8 protein-coding genes and 2 tRNA genes are annotated in these 16,297 nt (G+C 69.6%); 6 read left to right on the top strand and 4 right to left on the bottom strand.

The window, feature by feature from the left end:
- Positions 1 to 20 precede the first annotated feature (20 nt).
- The 4 genes from K8625_RS20090 (at position 21) to K8625_RS20075 (ending at position 8,466) form a co-directional block, all read left to right on the top strand.
- Positions 21 to 94: transfer RNA gene (locus K8625_RS20090), tRNA-Met, on the top strand.
- 68 nt (positions 95 to 162) lie between these two features.
- A tRNA-Met gene (locus K8625_RS20085) sits at positions 163 to 236 on the top strand.
- Positions 237 to 732: 496 nt separating this feature from the next.
- Complete coding sequence (locus K8625_RS20080; protein ID WP_223783625.1) at positions 733 to 5,805, top strand: myxosortase-dependent M36 family metallopeptidase; 5,073 nt, start codon at positions 733 to 735, stop codon at positions 5,803 to 5,805.
- A 261-nt stretch (positions 5,806 to 6,066) separates the two neighbouring features.
- On the top strand, positions 6,067 to 8,466 hold the full coding sequence (locus K8625_RS20075; protein ID WP_370641935.1) for a cation:proton antiporter: 2,400 nt from the start codon (positions 6,067 to 6,069) through the stop codon (positions 8,464 to 8,466).
- A gap of 13 nt (positions 8,467 to 8,479) precedes the next feature.
- On the opposite strand, the gene K8625_RS20065 is transcribed toward K8625_RS20075, so the two are convergent.
- Positions 8,480 to 9,538 carry a patatin-like phospholipase family protein gene (locus K8625_RS20065; RefSeq protein WP_223783624.1) on the bottom strand — a complete coding sequence of 353 codons (1,059 nt, stop codon included), beginning with the start codon at positions 9,536 to 9,538 and terminating at the stop codon, positions 8,480 to 8,482.
- Positions 9,539 to 9,646: 108 nt separating this feature from the next.
- Here K8625_RS20065 and K8625_RS20060 point away from each other — a divergent pair, with 108 nt between their 5' ends.
- Positions 9,647 to 11,302 (top strand): amidase, encoded by a 1,656-nt coding sequence (locus K8625_RS20060; protein WP_223783623.1) that lies wholly within the window; start codon positions 9,647 to 9,649, stop codon positions 11,300 to 11,302.
- Positions 11,303 to 11,318: 16 nt separating this feature from the next.
- Here the strand turns inward: K8625_RS20060 and K8625_RS20055 are convergent, their stop codons facing one another.
- The 3 genes from K8625_RS20055 to K8625_RS20045 all read right to left on the bottom strand — a co-directional run bounded on the left by K8625_RS20055 (position 11,319) and on the right by K8625_RS20045 (position 15,053).
- Positions 11,319 to 11,690 (bottom strand): DUF1330 domain-containing protein, encoded by a 372-nt coding sequence (locus tag K8625_RS20055; protein ID WP_141323122.1) that lies wholly within the window; start codon positions 11,688 to 11,690, stop codon positions 11,319 to 11,321.
- Between the two features lie 212 nt (positions 11,691 to 11,902).
- The gene (locus tag K8625_RS20050; RefSeq protein WP_223783622.1) at positions 11,903 to 14,191 is read right to left on the bottom strand and encodes a zinc-dependent metalloprotease; all 2,289 of its coding nucleotides are present in this window, start codon (positions 14,189 to 14,191) and stop codon (positions 11,903 to 11,905) included.
- A 157-nt stretch (positions 14,192 to 14,348) separates the two neighbouring features.
- Positions 14,349 to 15,053, bottom strand: a complete 705-nt coding sequence (locus K8625_RS20045) for a 2OG-Fe(II) oxygenase (protein ID WP_223751785.1) — start codon at positions 15,051 to 15,053, stop codon at positions 14,349 to 14,351.
- 193 nt (positions 15,054 to 15,246) lie between these two features.
- Here K8625_RS20045 and K8625_RS20040 point away from each other — a divergent pair, with 193 nt between their 5' ends.
- Positions 15,247 to 16,224: a methyltransferase gene (locus K8625_RS20040; protein ID WP_141323119.1), complete on the top strand. Its 978-nt coding sequence runs from the start codon at positions 15,247 to 15,249 to the stop codon at positions 16,222 to 16,224.
- Positions 16,225 to 16,297 lie beyond the last annotated feature (73 nt).

Raw genomic sequence — 16,297 nt, 5'->3', positions numbered from 1 at the left:
ACTACCTCCCTCGCCGCTGACGCGGGGTGGAGCAGCCTGGTAGCTCGTCGGGCTCATAACCCGAAGGTCGCAGGTTCAAATCCTGCCCCCGCAATTCAGGAAGCCAGAGGTCCGGTGAATCAAAGCCGGACCTCTGGTGTTCAAAGGCAGACATCAACATGACGCGGGGTGGAGCAGCCTGGTAGCTCGTCGGGCTCATAACCCGAAGGTCGCAGGTTCAAATCCTGCCCCCGCAATGATGTTTCAAGAGGCCCCATCCTCCCGCTCCGGAGGATGGGGCTTCGCTTTTCAGGCGTCCTGCTCCCTGAGTTCCGCGTACCGTTGCCCAGGCTCGCGTCGAGCTTTCGCCAGAGGGGCTCCGAGTCCCGCCTGTCTCCGCCGCGACACTTTGTCCACCGTGCGGGTCATCACTGACTTGACTCTGGAGAAACTGGGTAGGTCCGTCCTCACTGGAATGTGTGCCAGGGACATTGCAACCCTCTGTTCTTGCTGGAGAAATTTTGCGCCGGGTCTCCCGTGCCCATGAAAATCTCCCGCGAGCGTAGAAAAAACGGCTTTGTCGCCTTTCAACCTACATCAGTAAAGGCACTAATCTCTTCAACAGGTGACAATTTGTCACCTGGGGGCCTTCCCGAAGAGATCCGTGTACCCGGTGAGCTGTCCGGGGCGCGCAATACCCGTCTCTTCGGGGTGGCTTCCTACCCCCGCGCTTTCCCAAGGGAGCACCCCCACGTGAGAAGGTTGGTTGCCAAGCTGTCCGGCCTGGCGCTGGTACTTTCGGGTACCGGTTCCTTCGCTCGGACGCTGCCGAACTACGACGCATACCTGGAAGCCAAGCCCGCGGAGCCCAAGTCCGCGAAGCTCAAGTCCGCGGCTGGTGACACGAGTGCGCGTGTCTCGCTGCCCGCGGCAGGCTCGAGTGCTCCTCGCTTCATCTGGGCCCGGACCACGGACGCGCAGAAGGCGCAGCGTGCGAAGCTCGCGAAGATGTCGCCCGAGGCCGCGGCGCTCTCGCAGCTGAAGGACTACGCCTCCGACTTCGGCCTCCGCTCCTTCGAGGAGGCCGGCGCGCGCGTCACCTCCGTGAAGCTGCTCGGCAACGCCCGGCTCGTCACGCTGACGCAGGAGTTCGGCGGCGTCGAGGTGTTCCGCAACAACGTGACGGTGCTGCTCGACAAGGGCAACTCCGTGGTGGGCCTGTCCGGTGCGCTGTCCGAGCACGTGTCCACCAGCGCCGTCCCCGAGCGCCTGGCGTTCAAGGGGAGCGCGAGCGCCGCCATCGCCGCCGCGTACCAGGACGTCACCGGCACGCGCCTGGACGCGAGCCTGCTGGCGCAGGTCAAGAGCGCGCGGCCTGGAGACCGGTACACGCACTTCTCGCTCGCGACCTACGCGCGTCCCCTCGAGGAGGGGCTGCGCGTCCCGGCCCGGGCCCGGCCGCTCTACTACCCGTTCGAGGACAGGCTCGTCCCCGCGTACTACGTGGAGGTGCAGAGCGGACGCGAGGACAGCCTCGAGTGGGATGCGTACTCGTACGTCATCTCCGCGGTGGATGGGCAGGTCCTCATGCGCAAGAACATGCGCGAGGAGGCCGCCTTCAGCTACCGCGCGTTCGCGGACACCACGCCTCCGTACACGCCGCATGACGGCCCCGCGGGCACCAACGCGAGCCCGCACCCGGACGGCGCGCCCACCGGCTTCCGCCCGGCCTTCGTGCCCCCCGCGCTCATCACGCTGCAGAACGCGCCCTTCAGCCGGAACGACCCGTGGCTGCCCGCGGACGCAACGGTGACGACGGGCAACAACGTGGACGCCTACGCGGACCTCGTGGCCCCCCCGCGCTTCTCCGCCGGAGATCTGCGGCCCACCGTCACCGCGCCCGGCGTGTTCGACCGGACGATGCAGTTCGACATGCGGCCGAACATCAACGACGAGCAGATCGCCGCGGCGACCACCAGCCTGTTCTTCGTGAACAACTGGCTGCACGACTGGTACTACGACTCCGGCTTCGACGAGGCGTCGGGCAACGCGCAGACCGACAACTTCGGTCGCGGTGGCATCGGCGGTGACCCGGTCCTCGCGGAGGCGCAGGACTACAGCGGCACCAACAACGCCAACATGTCGACGCCGGCGGACGGTGCCTCGCCCGTCATGCAGATGTACGTCTTCAACGCGGAGCGCATCGCGACGTTGACGGTGACGGCACCCGCCGAGGTCGCGGGCAGTGTCCCCGTGGGCATCGCGATGGACATGGGGCCGCAGGGCTTCGACCTGACGCGGCCCGCTGTCAACGCGCTGGACGCGGCGGGTCCCGGCTCGACGGACCGTGATGGCTGCAGCCCCCTCACCAACGCCGCGGAGGTGGCGGGGAACATCGCCATCATCGACCGAGGCGGCCCCCCTGAGTGCTCCTTCGTCGTGAAGGTGCAGAACGCGGAGGCGGCTGGCGCCGCGGCCGTCATCATCGCCAACAACGTGGCGGGCGCGGTCGCGAACCTCGGTGGCTCCTCGAGGACCATCGGCATTCCCGTGGTGCTCATCACCCTGCCGGATGCGACCCGCATCCGCAACGCGCCGGGCCTGACGCTGCACCTCAACCGCACCGCGACGTACCGGCCGGATGGCACCGTCGACAACTTCATCGTGGCCCACGAGTGGGGTCACTACATCAGCAACCGCCTCGTCCAGAACGCCGCGGGCCTCACCAACAACCAGGGCCGCGCGATGGGCGAGGGCTGGGCGGACTTCCACGGCCTGCTGATGATGACGCGTCCGGAGGACATCCAGGTCGAGTCCAACGCCAACTGGATGGGCGCCTACGGCCCGGGCGAGTTCGCCACGCGCGCCATCTCCCTGGACAGCGCCTTCTACGGCATCCGCCGGGTGGCTTACTCGTCGGACATGGCGAAGAACGCGCTGACGTTCCGCCACATCATGAACGGGGTGCCGCTGCCCACCACCGCGCCCATCTCTCCGAGCGCCAGCGTCAACTCGCAGGTCCACAACTCGGGTGAGATCTGGGCCACCATGCTCTGGGAGGCGTACACGTCCCTGCTGCGGGTCCACCCGTTCGAGGAGGCCCAGGCGCGCATGAAGCGCTACCTGGTCACCGGCTACATGCTGACGCCGGCCGCGCCCACCTACAACGAGGCGCGCAACGCCCTCATCGCCGCCGCCGAGGCGAATGATCCCGAGGACGCGCAGCGCTTCTGGGTGGCCTTCGCCAAGCGCGGCATGGGCCCGGGCGCCATCTCCCCACCGCGCGGTTCCACCACGCATGCGGGCGTCGTCGAGAGCTTCAAGGTCGGCGCCTCGCTCGAGTTCGTGGCGCTCACGCTCGCGGACGACTCTCCGACGGGCTCGTGTGATCGCGACGGCGTGCTCGACAACGGCGAGACGGGCCGCCTGGTCCTGACCGTCATCAACAATGGCTCGGTGCCGGCGAACGCGAGCACCGCCACGGTCATCTCCCCGACGCGGGGCATCACCCTCGGCAACAATGGTGTCGTCGCCATCCCCGCGCTGGGCTCCTTCGAGCAGGCGACGGTGTCCGTGCCGGTGACGCTGACGGACGCGGCGCCCAGCACGGTCGCGGAGTTCACCGTCGCGCTCCGGGATCCCGACAGCGCGAACCCCGGAGACGTGGTCGCCTCGATGGCCGCCACGACGAACTACAACGAGGCGCCGGCGACCAGCACCACGGAGACGGTCCAGTCCAACATCCTCCTGCTGCCATGGGAGATGGAGTCCGCCGAGGGTGGTGGCATCACCGAGCAGTACTTCTCCTTCACCACCTTGGACACGCGTGGCCTGAACCGCGCGTTCCTCGGGCAGGCCGCGGGTCGACCCACGGACTTCTGGCTCAAGACGCCGGAGCTGAACGTGGCGGAGACGGGGGACCTCATCGTCCGGTTCGACCATGCCTACCAGTTCGAGACGGGCACCAACCCCACCGTCTACTACGACGGCGCTGTCATCGAGCTGACCCAGGATGGCGGGCAGTCATGGGTGGACGTCGGCACTCCGCTCTATGGCGGCACGCTGAACACGGCCGCGGGCATCATCAACAACCTGCAGGGCCGTCAGGCCATCGTCGGCACGAGCGCGGGCTTCCCGAACCTGGTGGCCGCCACGCTGAACCTGGGCACCACGTACGCGGGCAAGACGGTGCAGCTGCGCTTCCGCATCGGCACGGACAACGCGACGGGCACGACGGGTTGGGCCATCGACAACATCGCCTTCACGGGCATCACCAACACCCCGTTCACCAGCCTGGTGGCGGACACGGGCGTCTGCTTCAACCGTCCCCCCGTCACCAACGCGGGTCCTGACCTCACGGTGGACGAGCGCACGCTCGTCACGGTTGCGGGCAGCGGCACGGACGCCGACGGCGATTCGCTCACGTTCCAGTGGACGCGCGTGTCCGGCGCGGCGGTGGCGCTGTCCGGCGCGACCACGCCGACGGTGACCTTCACGGCGCCCGAAGTGGCCGTCGACTCGAACATCGTCCTGCGGCTGACCGTCAGCGACGGCACCCTGACGACCTCCGACAACGTCACGGTGCGCGTGCGCAACGTCAACCGCGCTCCCACGGTGAACGCGGGCGCGGATGGATCCGCCGACGAGCGCAGCACCGTCACCCTGTCCGGCGCCGCGACGGACGCGGACAACGACCCCCTGACGTACCTCTGGACCCAGGTGTCCGGTACGCCCGTGGCCATCGCGAACTACACGACGCCGACGGCGACCTTCGTCGCGCCCGAGGTGACGGGGGACGAGACGCTGTCCTTCCGCCTCACGGTGTCCGACGGCAAGACGAGCGTGAACGACACGGTGAACGTGGTCATCCACCCCGCGAACCGCGCGCCGGTGGTGACGGCGACGTCCGTGACGGTGAACGAGCGCAGCACGGCCACGCTCACGGCCGTGGCCTCGGACGCCGACGGCGACACGCTGACGTACGCCTGGACGCAGCTGACCGGTACGCCGGTGACGCTGGACAACGCCAACACGGCGACGGCCACGTTCGCCACGGGTGAGGTGGCCGCCAACGCCGTCCTCACCTTCCGCGTGACGGTGTCCGACGGGACGGCCAACGCCACCCAGGATGTGTCGGTGGACGTGCTGAACGTCAACCGCGCGCCGACGGTGAACGCGGGTCTGGATGGCACCGTGGCCGCGCGCGCCACGGCCACGCTGAGCGGCTCGGCGACGGACGAGGACGGTGACACGCTCTCGTACACGTGGGTGCAGACGGCGGGTACGGCGGTGGCGCTGTCCAATGCCACCTCCGCCGTGGCGACATTCACCGCGCCGGACCTGTCGGCCGCCGAGACGCTGACGTTCCGCCTGACGGTGAGCGATGGCAGCGTCATCGCCAGCGACACGGTGGACGTGCAGGTCACCCCGTCGCCGATTCCGAACCAGGACCCGGTGGCGAAGGCCCGCATCATCGTCAATGGTTCCCAGACGTCGCTGACGCTCGACGGCTCGGAGTCCAGCGACCCCGATGGTGACGCCCTGACGTACAAGTGGGAGCAGACGGGGGGCCCGAGCGTCACGCTCAACGAGTCCACCCGCGCGGTGCTCAGCGTGGACGTGCCGGACCTGGACGGCGAGAGCGCCACCTTCTCCTTCAAGCTGACGGTGAAGGACCCCAGCGGCGCCTCGCACAGCGTCACCGTGCAGGCGACGGCCAGGCCCGACGAGGGCGGGGGTTGCTCCTCCACGGGCGCGGGTGCTCCGGCGGGCATGATCGCCCTGGCGCTCCTCAGCCTGCTGCACCGTCGTCGCCGCGTGAGCTGATCCGGACGCCGCCTCTCCTCGGAGAGGTGGCACCCTCCGGGGCCGGGTGCCTGACAGGCCCGGACCCGGAGTCGCTCGAGACAGTCTGAAGCAGTCCGACGGCCGGCATCCTCGCGCGAGGGTGTCGGCCGTTGAGCTTTCGCGCTGCAGCGGGCGCTGACTGGTGCACGAATGCTCCCGTGGGGCATGAAGCCCGGACGCGGGCCCGGAGCAGGCTGGAGGCACACGGCGGGCCCATCGTGGGGCCTGCGTGTCGCGCCCATGCCCCAGCTCGCCACCGCCACCGCGCCGTTCCTGCAGGAAATCGTGGTGCTGATTCTCGCAGGCGCGCTCATGGCCTATGTCGGCCATCGCTTCCGGCTGGTGCCCATCGTCGGCTTCCTGCTCGCCGGCGCGCTGATTGGTCCCAACGCGCTCAAGCTGGTGAAGGACCTGGAGCTGGTGAACTCGGCCGCGGAGCTGGGCGTCATCCTGCTCCTGTTCAGCATCGGCCTGGAGTTCAGCCTGGAGAAGCTGGTGCGCCTCCAGAAGCTCCTGTTCGGCGGCGGCGGGCTCCAGGTGGGCCTTTCGTCCGTGGGGATGATGGGCCTGCTGATGCTGTTCGGCGTGGCGTGGCGGCCCGCGCTCTTCACGGGCTTCCTGGTGGCGCTGTCCTCCACCGCCATCGTCCTCAAGCTGCTGGGAGATAGGGGCGAGACGTCCTCGGACGTGGGGCAGGTGTCGCTGGGGCTGCTCATCTTCCAGGACCTGGCCGTGGTGATGATGGTGCTGCTGGTGCCCGTGCTGGCGGGGAAGGGCGATACGCCGCTCCACTTCCTGGGGGCCTTCGGCAAGGCACTGGGCATCATCGTCGCGGTGCTCGTGGTGGCGCGCAGGTTGATGCCCAGGCTCCTCGAGGTGGTGGCGCGCACGTGCTCACCGGAGCTGTTCCTGCTCACCGTCATCGCCGTGTGCTTCGGCACCGCGTACCTCACCAGCCTCGCGGGTGTGAGCGTGTCGCTGGGCGCCTTCCTGGCGGGGCTGGTGGTCAGCGAGAGCCGCTTCAGCGAGCACGCCTTCGGCGAAATCCTCCCGCTGCAAATCCTCTTCAGCGCCACGTTCTTCGTCTCCGTCGGCATGCTGCTCGACGTGGGCTTCCTCGTGGAGCACCTGCCCGAGGTGCTCCTGGCCATCGTCGCCGTGCTCCTGGTGAAGGTCCTCACCACGGGCATCGCGGTGCTGGCGCTCGGCTACCGCGTGCCGGTGGCGGTGGAGAGCGCGCTGCTGCTGGCCCAGGTGGGCGAGTTCTCCTTCGTGCTGGAGCGCAGCGGCCGTCGGCTGGGCCTGTTCCCCGCGGGGCTGGAGGAGGGCTCGCAGGCGTTCATCGCGGCCACCGTGATGTTGATGGTGCTCACGCCGCTGCTGTCACGGCTGGGCGGCTGGGCCCAGGGGCGGCTCACCCGCAAGGTCCATCGCGCGGTGGCGCAGGCGGGCCCCACCACGGACGAGGCGGAGGCGCTCGCGGCCGAGTCCTTCGCCCGCTACGAGAACCACGTCATCATCGCGGGCTACGGAGATGGGGCACGCAGGCTCGCGCGGGTGCTGCGCGGCTCGGGCATTCCGTTCCTCGTCTCCACGCTGAGCCCTCCGGGCGCGAACGAGGCGGAGGCCGAGGGCATGGCGGTGCTCCGGGGGGACTACGCCCGACAGCGCACGCTGCGCGTCGCGGGGGTCCAGCGCGCCAAGCTCCTGCTCGTCGTGGATGATGACGCGGCCATGGCCCACCGCGTGGTCGCCGTCGCGCGGATGGAGAACCCGACGCTGCGACTCGTCGCCCGCGTGCGCGCCGTGGCGGACGTGGAGCCGCTGCGCGAGGCCGGCGCGGACGTCGTGGTCTGCGAGGAGCTGGAGAGCCTGGTGGCCGTGCTGTCCTCGGTGCTGGAGGACTACCGTCAATCCCCCGAGGACATCGAGGACCACGAGGACTCCGTGCGTCGCTCGGGCTACGCGGCGCTGCGCAGCTCCGGCGCGCTGGAGAAGCCGCTGCTCGTCTGCGCGCTGGAGAAGGACTGCCTCGGCTCGCGCCGCGTGTCGGTCCGTCCGGGCGCGCCCATCGTCGGGCTCTCGGTGGCGGCGCTCATCGAGCGCGCGGGCGGCGCCCTCGGGGTCCTGGAGCTGCGACGAGACGACGTGCCGCTGACCGTCGTCACGCCCCACACCGTCTTCGAGGCCGGGGACGAGCTGGTGCTCAAGGGCGCCGCGGACGCCTTCGAGCGGTGCGCCGAGCTGTTCCGCACCCCCGCGCCCGAGGGGCTGGAGATGGAGCCCGTGCCCGCCGCGCCGCGCACGTCGGCGGAGCTCATCGACACGCAGGCGACCCTCGAGTTCCTGCCGAAGCCGGGCACGGGACCCTGTGGCCATCTGGACCGGCTGCGGCCCGTGCGACCGAGGACCCGGGGGTGCGAGGAGTGCCTGAAGCTCCACGACACCTGGGTGCACCTGCGGCTGTGCATGACGTGCGGCCACGTGGGGTGCTGCGACGACTCGAAGAACAAGCACGCGACGCGGCACTTCCACGAGTCGGACCACCCCATCATCCGCTCACTGGAGCCGGGCGAGCGCTGGGGCTGGTGCTACGTGGACAAGGTCCAGCTCGACAGCGAGCCGCCCTCGCGCACGTAGCCCCGCGGTCGCCTCAGAGCGGCCGCACGTGCTCGGCGAGCCTGCCCGTGGCCATCAGCTCCTGGAGCTCGTCGCCCATGCGCTCGCTCTCGGAGACCACCTGGTTCCAGGCGCGGATGCGCGCGGTGTCGCTCATGCGCTCGAAGTCGGAGCGGTCCGGAATCCGTCCTCCGGGCAGGCGCGCCACCAGCTCCGGGGAAGGGGAGATGAGCAGGGCCCTGCGGAAGTTCAGCGGCTTCGCCCGTCGCCAGCGCAGCGCCTTGTCGAACCAGCCCGGCACCACGTATGGATAGAAGTGCGGATAGAGCACCAGGCCCTCGCCCGCGCCGAAGTCCAGGTCCAGGTGGTAGTCGATGACGCCGCCGTCCCGGTACACGCCCGCATGCGCGCCCGGGATGCGCACGCCGCTGAGCACCAGCGGGATGGAGCCCGACGCGATGAGCGCCGGCTTCAGGTTCTCCTTCGTCAACGGCAGGTGGACCGAGGGCAGGTCCTTCTGTCCCACGAAGGGGCTGGTGTCGCCCGCCGTGTCGAAGATGACGCGCTGCAGATGCAGGCTCAGGCTCCGGCGGCTCACCACGTTGCCCATGGCGCACAGCGCCAGCCCGAGCAGCTGCACGCGTGGATGCTCCACGCCCAGCGGTCCCTTGCACAGCGCGGTGACCACGTGCAGCCGGGCCCACGGGTGGCGGAGGATCTCCTCCACGCCGTCATCGCCCAGGAGCGCGTCGAGGATCCGCTCGCTCGTCTCGCTCACCAGGGCGGGGGAGGGCTTGGGCGGATAGCGCTGGTCGATGTACGCCGCCTCGAAACGATGCAGCGCGGCGACCGGGTCCTTCTGCGCCAGACACGCCAGCCGCCAACTGCCGATGGAGCTGCCAATCAGGTGCAGCGGACGGGTGCGCCCCTGGAAGAGCCCACCGAAGAGCGCCCGGTCCAGCCCCGCGAGCACCAGCCACTTGGGACCTCCGGAGGCCCCAGGAACGACGTCCACGTCGTCACCACGCAGGCCCCGCGCGCGCAGGAGCCGCAGTGCGTCGGGGCCGGCCAGAAGCGTCAGGTTCGATGCCATGTCGACCCGGTACGCTAACAGGGCGACGCGTCGTGCGCGGGACTTCCTCCAATCGTCCCACCCGGGTTGCGGCCGTTCATGCACCACTGCTGTAGTGCGCGCGACGCCATGAAAAAGCTCCCGCCCTCCGAATGGAATCTGAGTCGTCGCGCCTTCCTCGGTGGCACGGCCGCGGCCACCGCGCTGGCCACGCTCGACGCCTCGGCGAGCCCCGACGCGACGAAGTCCCTGCCCGCGCCGTTCGAGCTGGAAGAGGCCACCGTCGCCGACCTCCAGGCCGGCATGCGGGAAGGGAAGTACACCGCGCACGGCCTCACCGAGCGCTACCTGTCGCGCATCGCCGCCCTGGACCGCTCGGGCCCGCTGCCGCTGTCGTCCGTCATCGAGGTGAACCCGGACGCGCTCGCCATCGCGCAGGCCCTGGATGAAGAGCGCAAGAGCAAGGGCGCGCGCGGACCGCTCCACGGCATCCCCGTGCTGCTCAAGGACAACATCGCCACGACGGACCGGATGCAGACGTCGGCGGGCTCGCTCGCGCTCGTCGGCGCGGTGCCTCCTCGCGAGGCCTTCCTCGTCACGAAGCTCCGCGCGGCCGGCGCCGTCATACTCGGCAAGACGAACCTCAGCGAGTGGGCCAACTTCCGCTCCACGCGCTCGGCCAGCGGCTGGAGCGGACGGGGCGGGCAGTGTCGCAATCCCTATGCGTTGGACAGGACGCCGTCGGGCTCCAGCTCCGGCTCGGGCGCGGCCACCTCGGCCAACTTCTGCGCCGTGTCCGTGGGCACGGAGACGGATGGCTCCATCGTGTCCCCGTCCTCGGCGTGCTCACTGGTGGGCCTCAAGCCGACGGTGGGGCTCATCAGCCGCGCGGGCATCATCCCCATCTCCCAGAGCCAGGACACCGCGGGGCCCATGACGCGCACCGTGGCGGATGCCGCCGCGCTGCTCACGGTGCTCGCGGGCATCGACCCCGCGGACGCGGCGACCGCGCGCAGTGAGGGCCACACCGGGCTCGACTACACGAAGTTCCTCGACGCCGACGGGCTCAAGGGCGCGCGCATCGGCGTCCCGCGCGAGCACTACTACGGCTACCACGCCGCCACGGACGCGCTCGCGGAGCAGGCCCTGGAGGTCATGCGCTCCAAGGGCGCCATCATCATCGACCCGGCGCCCATCCCCAACGTCGAGAAGCTCCAGGAGCACGAGTTCGAGGTGATGCTGTACGAGTTCAAGGCCGGCACGGAGGCCTGGCTCGCGAGCCTGGGCGACCAGACGAAGCTGCGCACGCTCGCGGACCTCATCCGCTACAACGAGGAGCACTCGGACCGGGAGCTGCCGTACTTCGGCCAGGAGCTGTTCCGTCAGGCCCAGGCGCGCGGGCCGCTCACCGACGCGAAGTACCGCAAGGCGCTGGCCGCGTGCCGCAAGCTGTCGCGTGAGCAGGGCCTGGACGCGGTGATGCGCAAGCACCGCCTGGACGCGCTCGTCGCCCCCACCGAGGCGCCTCCCAGCCTCATCGACCTGGTGAACGGAGACCACTGGCTGGGCAGCAGCTCCACGCCCGCCGCAGTCTCCGGCTACGCCACCCTCACCGTGCCCGCGGGCTACGTGCGCGGGCTGCCCGTGGGGCTGTCCTTCATCGGTCAGGCCTGGAGCGAGCCCACGCTGCTCAAGCTCGCCTACGCCTACGAGCAGGCCACCCGCCACCGACGTCCGCCCGGCTTCCTGCCCACCGCCGAGCTGCGGCTGCTCGCCGGGCGCTGAGTCGGCGCTACACCGCTCAGGGCGACGCGGCCCACGGCAGCGTCGCCTGCATCACCGCCTCGTGCAGCGCGGCGGTGCGCAGGTGGTTGAAGCGCTGGTACTCCGGGTCGCTCACCATCTGCAGGAAGGCGGCGCGGCTCGGATAGCGCACCAGCATCACCGCGTCCCACGTCTGGCCCGGCTCGGCCACCAGCGGAGTGGAGCAGTCGCCCGCGTACAGCGGCTGCGCGCCTGCCTTCAGCATGAAGGGCATCACGGCGTTCGCGTACTCGGCGAACGAGGCGCGGCCACCCTCCTTGAACTTCACCAGGTTCATCATCACCAGGGGACCGCCGGGGTCTTCCTGGAGAAATCGCTCGATGTCGTTGCCCTGCGGATCGACAGCCACGGTGATGCCTCCTCGCTCCTGCGAATCAATCCGCCCCCCATCGAGACGGCGGGCCATTGTCTCCCAGACGCGCAGTGTGGTGCACCTGGCGCGCCGGCGACTCGGGCCTTTCAAACACTGGGGCCCCCGCCACCCACGACGAGCACGTCGCGAGCGGCGGAGGCCCCGGTCGGAAGCCCGGCGCACCAGGCCCCGGGCTTCACGTCACGGCATCAGCGGTAGTACGGCGACAGCGCGGCCTGGATGCGCGCCAGCAGGTCCTCGGCCTGGATGAGCTCGGTGCCGCTGAGCGTCCCCAGCTGGGCCTGGACCGCGTCGCGGCCCTGGCGCAGGGCCACGTAGGCCGGCAGGCTCTGCATGTTCTTCAGGATGTCCACCATGGCGCGGCGGGACTGGAAGCCGCGCACGCCGTCCACGTTGATGAGGATGCCGTGGATGTCCGCGAGCACCTGCGGCGTGATGGCGCTGTCCTCGCCGGGCGTGGCCGTGAAGCTGCCGCGCGCCGCGAGCGGGTCCAGGTACAGGCGGGACAGCACGCGACGGGCGAGGTCATCGGCCACCGCGCCGTAGCCCGGGCCCGCGTCCGGCGGAACCGCGAGCGGAGGACGCACGGCCGCGATGGCGACGTCGTACGCGTACGTCTGGTCGACCTCCACGCCCGAGCGCGCCCACTGCAGCGTCGCGTTCAGATAGTAGTCGAACGAGCCCGCGAGCAGCGGGAAGGGGAGGACTTCGTACAGCAGCAGCTCCTGCACCAGCGCGTACGTGGAGCCGTAGAAGGCGCCCAGCGGGTCGGAGTAGCGGTCATACGGGTTGCAGTACGGTTCGATCTCCGTGTCCTCGTCCGTGCAGAACAGCTCCGTGGGCTCGTCCGCCGACAGGTCGTACAGGTAGCGGACGGCCTGCACGTCGTAGGACTGCGGCGTGTCCACGAAGATGGCGTCGGGATCGTACACGTACTCCATCACCGAGTTGGAGCGCGGGCTGTTGGGCGCGCCCGTGTACACGAGCGAGCCGGCGAAGTTGTGGCGCAGGCCCAGCGTGTGGCCCACCTCGTGGAGGATGACGTGCGTCAGGTACGCCTCCACCTTCTCCTTCTTCGTGCGCTGCGTCTCCGCCGCGGGCCCCGGCAGCTTCTTGTGCTTCGCCAGCGCGTCGTCGCGCATGGGGGGCAGGGGCATCGCGCACAGGTGGTCCTTGTCGAAGCCGCCCCACGACATGCGCACCGGCTTGCGCGCGTTCTTCAGCTTCGCCGCGACGGCGGCCTGCGCGTCGTCGCCGAACTCACCGTCGGCCAGCTCCAGCCACAGCGCATTGACGTAGACGGTGGCGCCGCGAATCTCGCTGGTGTTGGGGTTGAGGCGCCAGTCGGCGAAGGCAAAGCCCGCGGACGCGTCCGGGTCGAAGATGATGACGTTCTTGTCGTCGTCCGCGAAGCCCGACGTCGCGCCCACGGAGGCCTCGAACACCTTGAAGCCGAACGCCTGGTTCCAGCCCTCGACGCCCCGCTTCACCGCCGCCACCACGTCGTAGTTGGCGAAGCGCGGGTCGGCCTGCACCTTGTTCACCGTGTCGGTGATGATCCACTTGATGGGCTTCATGCCCGGGCGGATGTTCCACTTCGCCGCCGTCTGGGTGACGTAGCCCGTGTTGGGGAGGATGCGCGGCTCACCGCGGAAGTAGTGCTCCAGCCACGGCAGCTCCGTGGGGGTGTAGCCCTGGCCCTCCTTGTACTGGCGCAGGGCGATTCCCAGCGTGCCGGAGGTGCGGAACAGGTTGTCCTCCAGGAAGTCCGGCGCGGACGGGTCCGGCACGTCCGCGTAGCCGGTGAACACCTGCTCGAACGTGACGCCGTCGGAGATCTTCCGGAAGCGCTGCGCGAAGCTCAGCTCCGTCTGGAAGCGCACGCCGGTGGCGCCGTAGGCCTCGCCCATCACCCCGTAGCGGTTGAGCCCCGCCGTCGGGTCCACCAGGATGTAGCTGTTGGAGCCGCGCAGGACGTTGAAGGCGCCGTAGTCGTTGACGATGGGCCACGCCTCGATGAGCACCTCCGGGTCGAACACGTCGCTCATCGTCTTGCGGTCATCCGCGTCGAAGACGAACAGCTTCCCGTTCTGCTCCTTGAAGCTCACCACGCGCGTGCCCAGCGAGGACGCCGCGCCGTAGTACACCGCGCCGGGGTGCAGCTGCTTGAGGTACGCCGACATGAACCAGCGCTGCCCCAGCTCGCTCTTGCGGATGGCCAGGTAGAAGCTCTCGCCGGAGTTGGACACGGAGCCGTCCAGTCGCTGGACGACCCGGCCCTGCTCCTCGGCGCTCACCTTGCGCGGAACGGCGACGAACGCGTCATCCAGCTCCACCTGCAATGACTCGGCGGGTGCTTCAGGGGTCGGGGGTTGAGGCTCGTTCGCGTCGGATGCGGGACCGCAGCCAACGCCCAGGGCCAAGATGGTGGTGACGGCGCCGAACAGGCCGCGCCGCAGCGGGGAATTCCACCTCATTGTTGCCTCCATGGGGTTTCGCCACTTCGCTTCGCGGCTTCCCCTTTGCTCAAGGAGATGCCGCAAAGAGTCATCCGCGCAGCCTGCCTGGAAGTTGCTCCTCACATTGATTTCTTGGTTTCGCGCAATCCGGTGACACCAGCAGTACGGATGCGGGTCAGCCGTCGGTGCGCTCGCGCTGCGAGTCCAGGTAGGCCGCGAAGCCCGCCTTGGACTGGATGCGGAAGGGCGGCAGGCGCGCGAGGGCCTCGGGCGCGAAGACGTACTGCTCGCACACGAGGCTGGCGCGCTGGGTGTCGTCGCTTGCGCCGATGAAGGGCTGCACCTCGTGCTGGAGGTGTCCCTGGAAGTGCACCAGCAGTCCCGGGCGCGGCCGCACCTCACCCAGCGGGCGGTTGTCCTCGAGCAGCCGCAGCGCGCCGCCTCGCGCGCCCGGAGGCACCTGGAGGTAGAGCACGCTGACGTGGCGGGGCGTGGCGTCCGGCACGCCGCTGGGCCCCTGGAGCGTGGCGTCGATGTGCCGGCCCACGCCCATGCCCGCGTCGAGCAGCAGGAGGTTCAGATAGAAGGCGTTCGGCTCGGCTCGGGGCTGTCGTCCGCTGAACAGTCGCTCGCGCCACGGCAGCAGGCCCCGCGCGCTCCCCGGCTCCAGCACGCGCGCCAGGAAGGGCGTGAGGAAGGGGAAGCGCGCCTCGAGGGCGGGGCGGCCCTCCCGGGTGAAGATGAGGGCGAAGCCCCGGCTGCCCTGGAACGTCCCCATCAACGGGCTGCGCGCCACGAAGCGCGAGCCGAGCAGGGCGTCCCGGAGGGCCTCCAGCTCACCGGGAGGCAGGGCTTGACGGTGGGTGATGTAGGCACTCAAGACGAGAAATAACGGAGTTTCAGGGGGAGCGGATCAATTGGCTTTTACTGCCTACCTTTTAGGTTCCAGAATTGCGGGGCCGTCCCTCCCCCCCGCGCAAGGTCCCCCCTGCATGAGCCAGCAACCTCGTTCCGTCAACAGTGCTCCCTCCGCTGCTCCCAGCTCTCCGCCGGCCGCGGCGGTGATGACCCAGATGGTCTACGGATTCTGGATTTCTCGCAGCCTGCAAATCATGGCGGAGCTCGGCATCGCCGACATCATCGGTGACGTCCCCAAGACGGCGGAGGAGCTCGCGCAGGCGAGCGGCACGTATGCCCCCGCGCTGCGCCGCATGCTCCGGCTGCTCAGCGGGCTGGGCGTGCTCATCAAGGACGAACAGACACAGGCCTTCGGGCTGACGGAGCTGGGGGAGATGCTGCGCAAGGACAGCCCCGGCTCGGTGTACGGCTCGCTGCGGGCGCATGGCCACCTGCTGTCGTGGTCGGCCTGGGGTGACCTGGTGTCGTCGCTGAAGACGGGGCAGCCGTCCGTCGAGAAGTTCATGGGGGACAGCTTCTTCGGCTACCTGTCGAGTCATCCGGAGGACGCGGCCATCTTCAACGGCAGCATGGCCGCGTACCAGAGCCTCAACGCGCCGGCGGTGGTGGGCGCGTACGACTTCTCGCAGGTCCGCTCGGTGGTGGACGTGGGCGGCGGCACGGGCACGCTCCTGGGCCACATCCTCCAGTCGCACCCGCACCTGAAGGGCGCGCTGTTCGAGCTGCCGCACGTGAAGGCGGAGGCGACGGCGCGGCTGAACGGGATGGGGCTGGGCAACCGCTGCCAGGTGCTGGAGGGCGACTTCTTCGCCAAGATTCCGGCGGGCCACGACGTCTACATCCTGTCGCAGATCCTCCACGACTGGGACGACGAGCGCAGCCTGAAGATCCTCACCAACATGCGCGAGGCGATGGGCCCGCAGTCCAAGCTGCTCATCGTGGAGACGGTGCTGCCGGGCGACAACGTGCCGCACTTCGGCAACCTCTACGACATGGCCATGCTGGTGCTGGTGGGCGGCCGCGAGCGCACGGGGCCGGAGTACTCCGCGCTGGTGGAGAAGGCGGGCCTGCGCGTGCACCGCGTGCTGCCCACGTACATGCCGCCGAGCGTGGTGGAGGTCGTCCCCGCCTAAGTAGGTCGCCAGAAGTTCTCTAACAAATCGCGTAGCCAGAAGCCCTCGGCGAGGCAGCCGGCCTTGCGGAGGG

It is taken from the genome of Myxococcus sp. AS-1-15, assembly GCF_020037055.1.
Lineage (GTDB): Bacteria > Myxococcota > Myxococcia > Myxococcales > Myxococcaceae > Myxococcus > Myxococcus fulvus.
The sequence above is the reverse complement of the archived record's forward strand: the minus strand, read 5'-3'. Positions and strand labels throughout refer to the sequence as shown.